This window comes from Halorussus halobius, assembly GCF_004765805.1.
In the GTDB taxonomy this organism is placed as follows: Archaea; Halobacteriota; Halobacteria; order Halobacteriales; family Haladaptataceae; genus Halorussus; species Halorussus halobius.
The window spans coordinates 751,085-764,449 of the sequence record NZ_SBIU01000003.1; the positions used below are offsets into that span (position 1 = coordinate 751,085).

At 70.8% G+C, this 13,365-nt stretch carries 11 protein-coding genes; 6 read left to right on the top strand and 5 right to left on the bottom strand.

Annotated elements, in window-relative coordinates; genetic code table 11:
* Positions 1-34 precede the first annotated feature (34 nt).
* Positions 35-1,135, bottom strand: a complete 1,101-nt coding sequence (gene btuC / locus EPL03_RS10550; RefSeq protein ID WP_135829272.1) for a vitamin B12 ABC transporter permease BtuC — start codon at positions 1,133-1,135, stop codon at positions 35-37.
* A 61-nt stretch (positions 1,136-1,196) separates the two neighbouring features.
* Here btuC and EPL03_RS10555 point away from each other — a divergent pair, with 61 nt between their 5' ends.
* From EPL03_RS10555 to EPL03_RS10565, 3 genes are all read left to right on the top strand, one after another.
* Positions 1,197-2,348 (top strand): PGF-CTERM-anchored ABC transporter substrate-binding protein, encoded by a 1,152-nt coding sequence (locus EPL03_RS10555; RefSeq protein WP_135829273.1) that lies wholly within the window; start codon positions 1,197-1,199, stop codon positions 2,346-2,348.
* A 61-nt stretch (positions 2,349-2,409) separates the two neighbouring features.
* The gene (gene srp19, locus EPL03_RS10560; RefSeq protein ID WP_135829274.1) at positions 2,410-2,691 is read left to right on the top strand and encodes a signal recognition particle subunit SRP19; all 282 of its coding nucleotides are present in this window, start codon (positions 2,410-2,412) and stop codon (positions 2,689-2,691) included.
* Entirely contained in the window at positions 2,691-2,918 is a 228-nt protein-coding gene (locus EPL03_RS10565; protein ID WP_135829275.1) for an H/ACA ribonucleoprotein complex subunit GAR1, read from the top strand. Before srp19 ends, EPL03_RS10565 begins: the two co-directional genes overlap by 1 nt.
* A 34-nt stretch (positions 2,919-2,952) precedes the next feature.
* Here EPL03_RS10565 and EPL03_RS19965 read toward each other — a convergent pair whose 3' ends face one another.
* Positions 2,953-6,816: a DUF7282 domain-containing protein gene (locus tag EPL03_RS19965; protein WP_168216231.1), complete on the bottom strand. Its 3,864-nt coding sequence runs from the start codon at positions 6,814-6,816 to the stop codon at positions 2,953-2,955.
* A 180-nt stretch (positions 6,817-6,996) separates the two neighbouring features.
* Here EPL03_RS19965 and EPL03_RS10575 point away from each other — a divergent pair, with 180 nt between their 5' ends.
* On the top strand, positions 6,997-8,100 hold the full coding sequence (locus tag EPL03_RS10575; RefSeq protein WP_135829276.1) for a presenilin family intramembrane aspartyl protease PSH: 1,104 nt from the start codon (positions 6,997-6,999) through the stop codon (positions 8,098-8,100).
* Between the two features lie 451 nt (positions 8,101-8,551).
* Here the strand turns inward: EPL03_RS10575 and EPL03_RS10580 are convergent, their stop codons facing one another.
* Positions 8,552-9,550 (bottom strand): ornithine cyclodeaminase family protein, encoded by a 999-nt coding sequence (locus EPL03_RS10580; protein ID WP_135829277.1) that lies wholly within the window; start codon positions 9,548-9,550, stop codon positions 8,552-8,554.
* 79 nt (positions 9,551-9,629) lie between these two features.
* The gene (locus tag EPL03_RS10585) at positions 9,630-10,886 is read right to left on the bottom strand and encodes a M20 family metallo-hydrolase (RefSeq protein ID WP_135829278.1); all 1,257 of its coding nucleotides are present in this window, start codon (positions 10,884-10,886) and stop codon (positions 9,630-9,632) included.
* A gap of 196 nt (positions 10,887-11,082) precedes the next feature.
* Here EPL03_RS10585 and EPL03_RS10590 point away from each other — a divergent pair, with 196 nt between their 5' ends.
* Positions 11,083-11,430: a hypothetical protein gene (locus EPL03_RS10590; protein ID WP_210424957.1), complete on the top strand. Its 348-nt coding sequence runs from the start codon at positions 11,083-11,085 to the stop codon at positions 11,428-11,430.
* Positions 11,431-11,519: 89 nt separating this feature from the next.
* Here EPL03_RS10590 and hisH read toward each other — a convergent pair whose 3' ends face one another.
* Entirely contained in the window at positions 11,520-12,218 is a 699-nt protein-coding gene (gene hisH, locus EPL03_RS10595) for an imidazole glycerol phosphate synthase subunit HisH (RefSeq protein WP_135829280.1), read from the bottom strand.
* 194 nt (positions 12,219-12,412) lie between these two features.
* Here hisH and phnD point away from each other — a divergent pair, with 194 nt between their 5' ends.
* Positions 12,413-13,351, top strand: coding sequence for a phosphate/phosphite/phosphonate ABC transporter substrate-binding protein (gene phnD, locus EPL03_RS10600; protein ID WP_135829281.1), 939 nt, complete (start codon positions 12,413-12,415; stop codon positions 13,349-13,351).
* Positions 13,352-13,365: the final 14 nt, after the last annotated feature.

A 13,365-nucleotide genomic window follows, 5' to 3' on the forward strand; every position in this document is an offset into this window, starting at 1 on the left:
TGAGGTGACTCCGGAAATGGGTCCAGATACCGCCTCATAGCGCGTGGACCTCCCGAGTTCGGAGCAGGTAGAGGAAGAAGGGCGCGCCGAGGAACGCGGTCACGATGCCGACCGGCAGCTCGGCGGGAGCCGAGCGCGCGAGGGTGTCCGTGGCAACGAGGAAGGTCGCGCCCGCGAGCGCCGACGTGGGCAGGAGGATGCGGTGGTCCGGGCCGACCAGCAGGCGCATGACGTGGGGCACCACCAGTCCCACGAAGCCGATGACGCCCGTGACCGCGACCGCTGCGCCGGTCATCACGCTGGCGACTGCGAGCAGGAGGCGCTTGGTGCGTTCGACCTCCACGCCGAGCGCGTGGGCGTCCTCCTCGCCGAGCAGCAGGACGTTGAGGTCCCGCGCGTACGCCAGCAGGCCGCCGAAGCCCAGCAGCGCGACCGGCAGGACGAGGGTCACGTCCGACCACGACGCCAGGTGGAGGTGGCCCATCAGCCAGAACACCGCCTGCTCCATGCTCTCGCCGCTCTGGAGCAACAGGAACGAGACCACCGCCCCGAGGAACGTCTGGACGGCCACGCCCGCCAGCAGGAGCGTCGCCACCGGGGTCCGACCGCCCTCGGTCGCCAGCAGGTACACCCCGAACGCGGCCCCGATCGCGCCGAGGAACGCCGCCGTCGGGAGCGCGAGCGGGACCGCGTACGGCAACGCGATGGTCGCCACCGCGCCCACGGCCGCGCCCGACGAGACGCCGATGATGGAGGGGTCCGCCATCGGATTCCGGAAGAAGCCCTGCATCACGACGCCCGCCGTCGCGAGCGCGAACCCCACCACCCCACCCAGCGCGATGCGGGGCAGTCGGACCACGGTGACGATGGTAGTGGCGGCGTCGGCCACGCCGAACTCGAACAGGGGCGCGAACTCCACGGCCAGCGTCGGAATCGTCAGCCCCGCGCCCGCGACCCGGAGCGTCTGCTCGCCGACCCCGACGCCCACCGGAATCGCGAGGGCGTTCAACAGCACCTTCGCCACCACGAGGTAGTCGAGTTCCACGGGGCCGATGGCGGCGCTGACGACGACGACCACCGCCAGCGTGGCGACCAGTCCGGTCGACCACCCGACCACTCGCGCGGCGTCACGCATGATTTGAAACCGAGTTTGCTTTAGGTAAATACTTATTGGATACTCCCGGAGGTGGGGACGCATGAGACGAGCGTTCACAGTCGCGGTCGCGGCTCTGCTGGTACTCGCGGCGGGCGTCGCGCCCGCGGCGGCGGCCTCCGGGAGCGCGGCCGGCGCGGCGCAGGCGGACTGTTCGTTCCCCGTCACGAGTACGGACGCGACGGGAACCGAGGTAACGGTCGAGGAGCGCCCCGAGCGAATCACCACGCTCTCGCCGAGCGCGGCCCAGACGATGTGGGAACTCGGCGCGGAGTCCCAGGTGGTCGGGGTCACCAAGTACGCCACCTACCTCGAGGGCGCGGACTCGCGGACCAACGTCTCGGGCGCTGGCCAGAGCTACGCCAGCGTCGAGTCGGTCGTCTCGACCGAGTCCGACCTCGTGATCGCGCCCAACGTGGTTCCGAACTCGACGGTCGAACAGCTCCGGGAGGCCGGGCAGACCGTCTACAAGATGGAGTTCGCCACCTCGGTCGACGACATCTACGACAAGACCGAGCTGTTCGGCGAGTTGACCGGCAACTGCGAGGCGGCGTCGGAGACGGTCGCCTCGATGCGCGACCGCATCTCGACGGTCCGCGAGGCGGTCGAGAACAGCGACCGGCCCCGCGTGTTCGCCTCGCAGGGCGGCGGCTGGACTCCCGGCTCGGGCACGTTCATCGGCAACATGGTCGAGCTCGCGGGCGGTACCAACGTCGCCGCGGAGGCCAACATCTCGGGCTACGGCCAGATAAGCGAGGAGGTCATCGTCACCCAGGACCCCGAGTGGATAGTCCAGATCGGCCAGTTCGGCACCTATCCGCAGACCGAGGCGTACAACGGCACGTACGCGGTCCAGAACGACCAGATACTCACGGTGACCAGCGAGAACGTCAGCCAGCCCGCGCCCCGCGTCGTGAACGCGGTCGTGAAGATGGCCGAGGCGTTCCACCCCGAGGCCTACGCCGAGGCCAACGCGACGACGACGGTCGAGACCACGACGAGCGAGACCACGACCGAACTCGAGACGACGGTCGAGCCGACCACAGTCGAGCCGACGGAGACGACCACCGAGGCCGCGATGCAGGAGGAGACGACCACCGCGGCCGACGACTCGTCCGGCGGCGTCCCCGGCTTCGGCGTTCCCGCCGCGGTGTTCGCGCTCGCGGGCGCTGCGCTGCTCGCCCGACGTCGCTGAGCGGGAGTCGTCTCCCGCGTCTTTCCTAAGGTGTTTAACCGACGCGCGAGCACCTTCGGGTATGGTCGAGAAAGTGCTGTGGCCCGCCTACTTCGACGCGGACAGGACCCGCTCGGAGGGACGACGGGTGGCCACCGAGATGGCCGTCGAGGACCCGACGGTCGACGAGATAGCCAAGGCAGTCCAGCAGGTGGGGTACGACGCGGTCATCGAGCGCGACAAGGCCTACTCCCGCCAGAACTGGACCGAGTCGGGCCGCGTGCTGGTCCGGAACGCCGACGACTCCACCAAGAACGACCTGATACAGGCGGTGGCGGCGTACGTCACCGCCCTCCGGGAGTGATGCACAGGCTCGGCGAGGTGGTCCGGACCGCGCAGGGGCTCGCGGTCGTCCGGTGTCCCGGCGACGACCCGCCGGACGTCGGCACCGAGGCGGTCGACGAGCAGTTGACCGCCGTGGGCCGGGTCGTGGACGTGTTCGGCCCGACCGCCCGGCCTTACGTCGCCGTCTCGCCCGACGACGGCGTCGCGCTGGCTCCCCTGCTGGGGTCGAAGCTCTACGCCCGGTAAGCGCGAAGCCGAGGCCCCCGGTGGCCCCGACTTCTTACCCTGCTCGTGCTCGACCGACCAGCAGCGCGGCCCCACCGACGCCCACAAGCGGCGTCAGCGCCCCCGGCCCGCCGGTCCCGCTCGCTTCGGAACCGCCGACGGCGGGGTCCGCGCTCGCGTCGGCGGTCGTCGGGAGCGCCTCGGTGGTCGTGGCGACGCCCTCGCCGCCGAACTCGACCACGGCACCGTCGAAGACGAACTCGCCGGTGGCGTTCAGGTACGGCTGGTCGGTCGCTCCGGCGTCGGCCACGAAGTCGAACGCCTCGTCGCCGTCGGTGTCCCGGTGGGCGACCACGACGACGGCCTGCTGGCCCGACCGGTCCTCGGTCAGCGCCACGGCAACGTCCTCGGACTCGCCGGGAGCGAGGTACGCCGAGGCCCCGACGAACGCGCCCTCGGCGTCGTAGGCCGCCACGAAGCCGCCCTCGGGCAGGCCGGCGGACTCGACCGCTATCTCCCCGTCCTCGACGCTCTGGTCCTCGACCGAGACGCTCGCTTCGGCGACCGTGGTGGTTTCGGTCGTCGTGGTCGTGGTCTCGGTCGTGGTCGGCTCTTCGGTGGTCGTCGTCGGTTCTTCGGTCGTGGTGGTCGCCTCCGTGGTCGTTGGTTCTTCAGTCGTGGTGGTTGCGTCGGTGGTCGTCGCAGTCGTCGTCATCTCCTCGGTCGTGGTCGTCGTTGGCTCTTCCGTGGTCGTCTCCTCGGTCGTGGTGGTCGCTTCCTCGGTGGTCGTGATTTCCTCGGTGGTCGTGGTCGGTTCCTCGGTCGTAGTCTCCCCTGTGGTGGTTTCCTCAGTCGTGGTGGCCGCTTCCTCGGTGGTCGTGGTTTCTTCAGTCGTGGTCGTCGGCGCTTCGGTCGACGTTGGTTCCGCCGTCGTCGGTTCTTCGGTCGTGGTGGTTTCCTCGGTCGTGGTCTCGGTCTGTTCAGTCGCCTCGTCTTCGGTCGTCGTCGCTCCGCCGTCGCCGTCGGTCGCGGTCGTCTCGGGCGTCGCTTGCGCGGTCACCTCCACGACCGCGCCGGCCGCGACCACCCGGTCCTCGACCGCGTAGGGCACGTCGACCTCGCCCTCGCTTTCCACGAAGTCGAACGCCTCGTCGTCGTCGGTGTCGCGGTAGACGACCGCGTACAGCGCTTGGGTCTCGTCGACCGACTCGTCGAGTTCGACGGTCACGTCCTCGGACTCGCCGGGGTCGAGGTACGCCGAGACGCCGACGACGCTCCCGACGAGGTCGCCCGCGACCGCACCGCCGTCGTGGACCGCGACGAAGCCGCCCTCGGGCAGTTGTGCCGATTCGACCGCGACCGCCTCGCCGTCGAGGGACTGGTTCTCGAACGCGACGGCCGGTTCGTCGGCGCGTTCGGCCGTGGTCGGTTCCTCGGTCGTGGTTTCCGTCGTGGTGGTTTCGGTCGGTTCTTCGGTGGTCGACTCCTCGGTCGTCGTCGGTTCTTCGGTTGTTGGCTCTTCGGTGGTCGTTGGCTCGTCCGTGGTGGGCTCTTCGGTCGTCCCCTCCTCCGTGGTGGGCTCTTCGGTCGTCGTGGCGGTCTCCTCGGTCGTCGTCGCTTCCTCGGGGACGCTCACCTCGGCCTCCGCAGTCACCGCCTCGTCGTCGGCAACGTAGAGCGTGTCCGATTCGCCGTCGGTCTCGACGAAGTCGAACGTCTCGTCGTCGTCGGTGTCGCGGTACGCGACGGCGACCAGCGTCTCCCCGTCGGCGACCGCGCGGTCCAGCGCCACCGTGACGTTCTCGGACTCGCCGGGGTCGAGGTACGCCGAGACGCCGACGACCGCCTCGGGTATCTCGCCTTCGGCGGGGCGCTCGCTCTGGACGGCGACGAACCCGCCCTCGGGGAGGGTCGCCGAGGCGATGGTGACCGTCTCGTCGTCGACGGTCTGGGCTTGGAAGGTGACGCTCGCTCGCTCGGTCGTGGTTTCTTCGGTGGTCGTCTCCGCAGTCGTGGTCCCTTCGGTCGTCTCGGCCGCGGTCGTCGTTTCCGTCGTGGTCGTCGCGGTCGGCTCCTCGGTCGGGGTCGTGGGTTCGGTCGTCGTCGTAGTCGCCTCGGTCGTCGTGGTTTCCTCGTCGGGTTCGACCTCGATGCTCGACGACTCCTCGCTGGCGCGGTCTTCGAGGTCCTCGGGGTCGGCCTCGGCGTCCTGCTCGACCGCGTCGCTCGCGGCGACCGCCCCGTCGCTGGCCGCCGTCTCGACCTCGCTCGCGTCGGTGAGGTCCCGCTCGCCCGCCGACTGTGCCGCCCCGCTGGCCGCGCCCTGCGCGATGGCCTGTATCTGCTCGATTTCGACGGTCTGTATCGCAACGATTCGGTCGACGGTCCCGCCGGCCGCGCCGGACGAGGCGGCCTGAATCTGCTCGACCGAGGCCACCTGGCTCTGGGAGATAGCGCCGGTAGAGGCCCCCTGCGCGGCGGCCTGGACCTGCGCTATGTTCACTTCCTGGCGCTGGACCGTCCGGGTCGCGCCCGTGGCCGCGCCCTGCGCGGCGGCCTGAATCTGGGTCACGTCGGCGTCCTGGGACTGGACGAGCGCGCCGCCCGCCGCCCCCTGCGTGGCCGCCTGCACCTGCGCGATGGATATCTCCTGGGTCTGGGTCACGCCGCCTCTGGCCGCGCCGTGGGCGGCGGCCTGGACCTGCTCGACGTTCACGACCTGATTCTGGACGGCCGAGAACGCGGCTCCCGACGCCGACCCCTCCGCCGCGACCTGAATCTGAACGACGTTGACTATCTGAATCTGGACCAGCGTCAGCTGGACGACCACGCCGCTGGCGGCCCCTTGCGCGGCAGCCTGGACCTGCTCGACGTTCACCGATTGGGTCTGGACCAGCGACCCCCGCGCCGCGCCCTGCGAGGCCGACTGTATCTGGTCGACGGTTATCTTCTGGCGCTGGTCGACGTCGACGTCCTGAATCTGGGTGACCGTGCCGGCGGCCGCGCCGCGACAGGCGGCTTGGACCTGCTCGACGCTGACCGACTGGCGCTGGCTCACGCCGCCTCGGGCCGCGCCCAGCGCGGCGACCTGCACCTGCTTGACGGTGACCTGCTGGACCCCTGCCAGCGCGCCATCGGCGGCCCCCCGGACTGCGGCTTGCATCTTGTCGAGGCCGACCTGTGGGGGCTGTTCGAACGCGCCGTAGGCGGACCCCTGCGCGGCCTCCTGAATCTTGCCGACGTCGGTCACGCCGCGCTCGATGGCCGACCGGGCGGCCCCGCTGGCCGCGCCCGTCGCGGCGGTCCGTATCTGGGTCAGGTTCGCCCGCTGCATCTGGGCCAGCGAGCCGTGGGCCGCGCCGTAGGTCGCGCCCTGAATCTGGCCCTGGAAGATGTCGACGTCCTGCATCTCGACCAACCCGCCGGCGGTCGCGCCCCGGACCGCCGACTGTATCTGGGTCGCGTTCGCGTCCTGGGACTGGACGAGCGCGCCGTGGGCCGCGCCGCGTGCGGCGATCTGTACCTGTGCGGCGGTGACCGACTGGGACCGGTCGACGGCCGCGACCGCGGCCTCGACCGCGGCCGCCCGCTGCTCCTGAGTCACGTCGACGCCCTGCGACTGGGCGAGGGTCGCGCCCTCGTCGGCCCCGCGCTCGGCCGCTTCGACCCGCACGTCGTCGCCGTCCTGCGCGGCGTCGTCGTGCGGGAGTACCGCGTCGGCGGACGTCGGCGCGTCGGTGCGCCCGGCCGGCGTGGACAGGAGTTCGGGCGTCTCGACGTCCGGGGTCGCGTCGGCGTCGGGCGACGTCGCGCCCTCCAGCGCCGCGTCGGTGTCCGTCGCGAGAACCGGCGTGCCCCCCGCGCCGACGAGCAGCGCGACGACTAGCAATCCCGTGAGAACGCGTCCGGCTGGCGTCATGAGTGACGTACGTACGCCGGCCCCCGAACGTCAACCCCGCCAACAGTTGATTCCGTTCGCGCGTCGGGGCCGCGGGAAACGAGCCGTGTCGCGGATTCCAGCCGTCGCTACTCGCGGACATTCGGGATTACGGGCCGCGAATCCGCAACCCCAAAGGCCGAGGGGTGTCACCCACCGGGCATGGAGACTCGAACGCGCGCGCTCGCCGCCTCCGGGTTCACCGTGGGTCTGTTCCTGCTGGTCCAACTCGGCGCGCTGGCGCTGGTCGAACCGTTCCAGCGGGCGGGCTACCAGCAGACGCCGAACCCGTCGGACCCGACGAACGCGGTCGTCTACGTGGCCGCGATACTCGTGATGACCGGCGTGATGCTCGCCATCATCAAGTTCGGCGTCGAGTGGATACTCCGGGCCGTCATCGTCCTCACGACCGGTCTGCTGTCGTGGTACGTCTTCTCGGTCGTGGTCCCGCCGGTCCTCACCGCCACGGTCGGCGGCGCGGCGGTCAACGTCCTCGCGGTCGCGGCGTCGGCCGGCACCGCGCTCGCGCTCGTGGTCCACCCCGAGTGGTACGTCATCGACCTCGCGGGCGTCGTCATCGGCGCGGGCGCGGCGGGCCTGTTCGGCATCAGTTTCGGCCTGCTCCCGGCCATCCTGCTGCTCTCGGCGCTGGCGATTTACGACGCCATCAGCGTCTACGGCACCGAACACATGCTGACGCTGGCCTCGGGCGTGATGGACCTCAAGATTCCGGTCATCCTCGTCGTCCCGCTGTCGCTGTCGTACTCGTTCCTCGACGACGCGGCGGCCGCCGGCGAAGCGATGGACGACGCGGCGTCGGACGAAGCCGAGGCGGCGGACGAGAGCGCGAGCGACGGGGAATCGTCAGAGGAGGTCAGTGCCCCGAACGGCGGGCAAGTCAGCGCGGAGGAGACCGAAGCCGCGACCGACCCCGCGGACGAAACCGACGCGGCGGCCGAGCGTCCGGACGCGGCCGACCGGGACGTGTTCTTCATCGGCCTCGGCGACGCGGTGATGCCGACCGTGATGGTCGCCAGCGCGGCCTTCTTCGCGCCGGCCGACTCGCTCGTGTCGGGCATCGCGCTCAACCTGCCCGCACTGACCGCGATGGTCGGGACGATTGCGGGCCTGTTCGTGCTACTGTGGCTGGTGCTGAAGGGCCGAGCGCACGCGGGACTGCCCCTGCTGAACGGCGGGGCAATCGGCGGCTATCTCGTGGGTGCGGTGGCGAGCGGGATTCCGCTGATGCAGGCTGTCGGGCTGTAGAACGTGAGTCTTCGGGTTCGAGTGTTCGACTCTTTTTCGTCGTTCAGAGCCACTCGCGGGCCGACGGAACGACCCGGAGCGCCGTCGCGACGAGGTAGAATCCGAGAGCGATTGCGACGACGCCGGAACCGAGACGCGTCCTCGAACGCCCTCGGCGCGCTCTCCAACGACAGGTCAGCAACTACGGCCCCGAAAGCCCTCGGCGCGCTCTGCGACGACAGGACCGCAACCGACTCCTCGAAAGCCCTCGGCGGGCTCGCGGTCGCTCTGGCGGATATCCGACGGACGTAGTTGCGACGGATAGGGCCGCCAGAGACGACCACGGGCCTCCGGCCCGCGAGCCCGCCTCGCCCTTTCAGTCCGCCGAGGTGGTGGTTGTGTCACCGCCCGCGACGGAGGAGGGGTCGAACTGGCCCTACCGTCGTCGTCCCTGCGCTTCGATTGGAGACGCCTACTTCCCCGTGAGCGCCTCGCTCGCGGGTGCGAACGATATCTCCGACCCGAGCCCCTCCGCCTTCGCTTTCTCGTAGAGCATGTGGGCCGCCGCGACCGTCTCGATTCCCGTGCCGCCGCTGTCGAACACCGTGATGTCGTCGGGCGATTCGCGGCCCGGCGCGGTGCCGGCGACGACCTCGCCGAGTTCCGCGTGGACGTGGTCCTCCGACACTGCGCCCTCCTCGACCGCCGCGATGAACGACCCCGCGTCCCGCGTGACGCGCTCGCGGAGGTCGGGCACGTATCTGGCGCGCTCGATGGTCGTGGCGTCGAGTTCGCGCTTCTCGGGGTGGTACTGGCCCATCGCGGTGACGTGAGTCCCCGGCGCGAGCAGGTCGCCGTCGAACACGGGTTCGCTCGCGGTGGTCGCGGTGATCACCACGTCGGCCTCCTCGACGGCCGCCGCGCTGGAGGCCACGGCGGCCACTGAGGCGTCGAGTCGGTCGTTCATCTCGCCCGCGAACGACTCGCGGTTCCCCTTGGTGGGCGAGTACACCCAGACGCTCTCGAAGTCCCGGACGGTCGCGGCCGCGCGGAGTTGGCCCCGCGCCTGCGAGCCGCTGCCGACGACCGCGAGCGTCCTCGCGTCCTCGCGGGCCAGCGCGTCGATGCCCACCGCGCCGGTCGCGCCGGTCTTGAAGGGATTCATGCTCGCGCCGTCGAGCAGGGCGAGGGGTTCGCCCGACTCGGCGTCGAACACGGGGGCCACGAACCACGCGTCGCTCTCGCCGAAGCCGGCGGCGTACATGTACCCGCCCATCGCGCCCGTGTCGGGCAGAATCGCCGAGTAATCCGTGAGCATCCCCGGCGGGTCGGCGCTGGTGAGTTTCTCGCGGGGACGCGCGGGCGCGCCCTCGCCGCGCTGGCGATATCCCTCGCGGACCGCCTCGACGTACTCCTCGGGCGAGGCGAGGCCCGAAACCTCCTCGCTGGTCAAGAACAGGGCGTCTGCCATGGGTGAACCGAGACGCGCGAGCCCCAAAACCGTCCCGGTCAGGTCGCCCGGCCCACCCCTCTCGGTCGTCTCGACCGGCTCACTCCGAGGCGAGGTCCGCCAGCGCGCCCGCCAGCACTCGGGTCGCGGCCGCGCAGTCGTCCCAGTCGGTCCACTCCCTCGGGTTGTGCGAGATACCGCCCTCCGAGGGCGCGAACAGCAGGCCGGCGTCGGTGACGCTCGCGACGTGCATGGTGTCGTGAGCCGCGCCCGAGTGGCAGTCCAATGTTTCGATGCCCGCGCTCGCGCCCGCGTCGCCGGCGGCCTCGCGGACCCGGTCGCTCATGGGCGTGGGGTCGAGGTCGAACGGTCGCCGGAACTCGGTCTCGACGCCGCGCTCGCGTTCGAGGCGCGCGAGGCTCCGGCGCGCCCGCGAGACGATGGCTTCCATCGCCGCGCGGTCGACGTCCCGAACGTCGACGCCGACCTCGACCGCGCCGGGGACGACGTTGGTCGCGTTCGGGCGCACGTCGAGGCTTCCGACCGTGCCGACCGCGGTGGGGCTGTCGCTCGCGACGACCTCGGTAGCGGCCCGCTCGACGTCGCGGACGAACTCGGCGGCGGCCGCCAGCGCGTCGGTCCGGTCGCCCATCGGCGTCGCCCCGGCGTGGTCGGCCTCGCCGCGAATCTCGACCTCGCAGTGGGTGATGCCCGTGATGGCGGTGACCACGCCGACCGGGACGCCGGCCGATTCGAGCCGCGTACTCTGTTCGACGTGAAGTTCGAGCCACGCGTCCCACTCGCTCGCGTCGAGGCGGCCCTCGCCCCGGAAGCCCATCCCGTCGAGCGCCCCGTCGAGCGCGAGTTCGGGGTCGTCGTCCGCAGTGAGGGCGAGCGCGTCGGCGACCGACCGCTCGCCCGCCGCGACCGACGAGCCGAGCAGGCCGGAGGCGAACCGCTGGCCCTCCTCCTCGGTGAACGAGACGACCTCGACCGGGCGCGCGAGGTCGACGCCCGCGTCTCGCATCGCTCGCACGGCTTCGAGCGCGGCGTACGCGCCCAGCGGGCCGTCGAAGATGCCGCCCGCCGGCACCGAGTCGAGGTGGCTCCCGGCCGCCACGGGGTCGGCGTCCGAGTCGGCACCGTCGGGCGTCCACCGGCCCGCGACGTTGCCCACCGCGTCGACTCGCACGTCGAGGCCGGCGGCGTCGAGTCGGTCGACGAAGCGCCGGCGGGCCGCCCGGTTGGCTTCGGTGCCGGTCAGCACGGTCCGCCCTCGCCCCTCGTCGGTGTCGATAGCTCCGAACTCGGCGTTGGCCTCGAGGTCCGCCCGGAGGCGCTCGCGGTCGACGTTCATGTCGGGCGGGTCGGCCGCCGGGGTATTGAGTGGTGGGTTCGGGGCAGACGAGGCGAGGCTTCGGGGCGGGCGGGGGACGGCGGGTCGCGACACCGGAACCGGTTTACGGCGGCCGTCCGAACTCCCCTGCCGTGTTCCCGGCCGACGCCCCCGGACGACTTCGTTCGCGACCGACGACCACGTCGGAGTGGTCCGAGTGAACGAGGTCGACCGATGGCAGGCCGCCCTCGACGAGGCCGGCGAGCTCACGCCGGCGGTCACCGACCGCATCCTCTCGGTCCACGACGACCGGGGAGCCCGGGCCATCGAAGCGGTCTCGGAGGGCCGGGTCAAGGAGTACCGCGACTTCACGGTGGTCGTGGGCCACGACGACGAGTACGTCGTCGAGGGCCGGGGCTGTGGCTGTCGGGACAGCGAGTACAACCTCGACCCCGAGGACCCCACCGAGCTCTGCTGGCACGTCATCGCGGTGGCGATCGCGCGCCGGATTGGCGAGGTCGACGACCACGACATGTGGTACTCCGACGTCCGGGACTTCCTCTGAACCGTCGACTGCCTCCGGGCGGTCCGTCGCGGCGAGACCCGCCAACCGCGCTCCGGACGGCGTTCGACCGGGCGCGTCCGGCGACGGCCTCAGACGCCGTCCGACTCGGGGTCCCCACAGAGCGACACGAAGTTCCGGAGGATTCGGAGGCCCGTCTCGCCGCTCTTCTCGGGGTGGAACTGGGTGCCGAAGACGGTGCCCGTCTCGTCGGCGACGATGGCGGGGAACGACCGCCCGTACTCGCTGGTGGCGACGACCGCGCGGTCGTCGTCTGGGACCGCGTAGTAGGAGTGGACGAAGTAGGCGTACTCGCCGTCGACCCCCTCGACCAGCGGATGGTCGCGCTCGACCGAGAGCCGGTTCCAGCCCATGTGGGGCACTTTTTGGCCCTCGGCGAACCGAACGTTGGTTCCGGGAATCAGGTCGAGGCCCCGGACCTCGCTCGCGCTCTCGCCGGACCGCCCGTCCGCGGCGCGTTCGGCCTCCTCGCTGGTCGTGAGCAGCATCTGCATCCCGAGACAGATGCCGAAGACCGGCGTCCCGCGCTCGGCGGCGTCGAGGAGCGCGTCCCGATACGGCCCGGCGTTCTCGACCCCCTCGCGGAACGCGCCCACGCCGGGCAGGACCACGCCGTCGGCCGATTCGAATGCGTCGGGGTCGTCGCTGACCTCGACGCTCGCGCCCGCTCGCTGTAGTCCCCGCGTGACGCTCCGGAGGTTGCCGAGCCCGTAGTCGACGACCACGACCGAGGCCGACGCCTCGCGCTCGCGTGCCCGCTGACCGTTCATGTTCGAACGTGAGCCTGACGGTCGGAAGACCCTTTCCCTCGTGGCAACTCAGGCGACGGCGTTCGCATCGCGACGAGCGCTCGCGGGACGCTCGGACGCTCTCGCTACGTGTGGGTATCTTTCTCTCGATAGCTCCGCGGGATACAAATAGGAACCTTTTTCAGATAACTCTTTTACCGTTTACACGATTCGGCATGGCTAAACGACGCACGTTCCTCAAATCGGCAGGCGCGGCAGGTGCAGTCGGACTGAGCGGCCTCTCCGGTTGTATCGGGCAGTTCGGTAGCAACCAGGCGTACGGCAACGGCACCGTCCGGTTCCTCATGTCGCCGACCGAGGAGCAAGAGACGATGCGGGCGCAGTACCAGCCAGTGGAGGAGCGACTGAACAACCACATCGAGGACGCCGACGCTGAGGTCCAGTTCGCGGCCGACTACAGCGCCACCCTCGAGGCGCTCGACAGCGGGACGGCCGAAGTGGCCGAGACCGGGCCGTTCGCCGCAGCGCTCGGCGCGGACACCGACAAGGCCGAAATCGCCCTTCAGCGACGGGCGTACGGCGGCTGGACCTACGGCAGCTACCTCATCACGACGCCGGACTCGGACATCGGGTCGGTCGAGGACCTCGAAGGCAAGACCATCGCGTTCGCCGACGCGCTGTCGGCCAGCGGCTCGCTGTACCCGCTGTCGCTGCTCGCCGACGCCGGCCTCTCGGTGCCGGACTCGCCGGGCAACGACCGGGGCGCGGACTTCTCGGCGAGCTGGTCGACCCACGAGCAGGCGCTGGAGTCCCTGCTGAACGGGCAGGCCGACGCGGCCGGCGTCGGCGCGTTCATCGCGACCAACGACGAGAACGAACTCCTCGAGGAGGTCGAGGAGATCGACAGCCGGGAGGGCATCCCGCGCGCGCCCATCCTCGTCGCGCCCGACCTCTCGGACGACGAGAAAGACCAGATCGTCACGGCGTTCACCGAGGCCCCCGACGAGATGTACTACGGCGACGACGGCGAGCAAGACACCGACGACGACCTCTGGTTCGACGGCGTTCGCGAGCGCGGTGCGGACACCTACCAGCCGGTCATCGACGCCGCGAACGAGCTCGGCTACGGCGAAGAAATCTTCACCGACGAGTAACGCGCCCACTTCGG

What these genes read in the sequence shown, in the direction of transcription:
- phnD (WP_135829281.1), top strand. Translation starts at nt 12,413, where the DNA reads ATGGCTAAACGACGCACGTTCCTCAAATCGGCAGGCGCGGCAGGTGCA.
- EPL03_RS10580 (WP_135829277.1), bottom strand. Translation starts at nt 9,550, where the DNA reads ATGGCAGACGCCCTGTTCTTGACCAGCGAGGAGGTTTCGGGCCTCGCC.
- EPL03_RS19965 (WP_168216231.1), bottom strand. Translation starts at nt 6,816, where the DNA reads ATGACGCCAGCCGGACGCGTTCTCACGGGATTGCTAGTCGTCGCGCTG.
- hisH (WP_135829280.1), bottom strand. Translation starts at nt 12,218, where the DNA reads ATGAACGGTCAGCGGGCACGCGAGCGCGAGGCGTCGGCCTCGGTCGTG.
- EPL03_RS10585 (WP_135829278.1), bottom strand. Translation starts at nt 10,886, where the DNA reads ATGAACGTCGACCGCGAGCGCCTCCGGGCGGACCTCGAGGCCAACGCC.
- EPL03_RS10575 (WP_135829276.1), top strand. Translation starts at nt 6,997, where the DNA reads ATGGAGACTCGAACGCGCGCGCTCGCCGCCTCCGGGTTCACCGTGGGT.
- EPL03_RS10565 (WP_135829275.1), top strand. Translation starts at nt 2,691, where the DNA reads ATGCACAGGCTCGGCGAGGTGGTCCGGACCGCGCAGGGGCTCGCGGTC.
- btuC (WP_135829272.1), bottom strand. Translation starts at nt 1,135, where the DNA reads ATGCGTGACGCCGCGCGAGTGGTCGGGTGGTCGACCGGACTGGTCGCC.
- EPL03_RS10555 (WP_135829273.1), top strand. Translation starts at nt 1,197, where the DNA reads ATGAGACGAGCGTTCACAGTCGCGGTCGCGGCTCTGCTGGTACTCGCG.
- srp19 (WP_135829274.1), top strand. Translation starts at nt 2,410, where the DNA reads ATGGTCGAGAAAGTGCTGTGGCCCGCCTACTTCGACGCGGACAGGACC.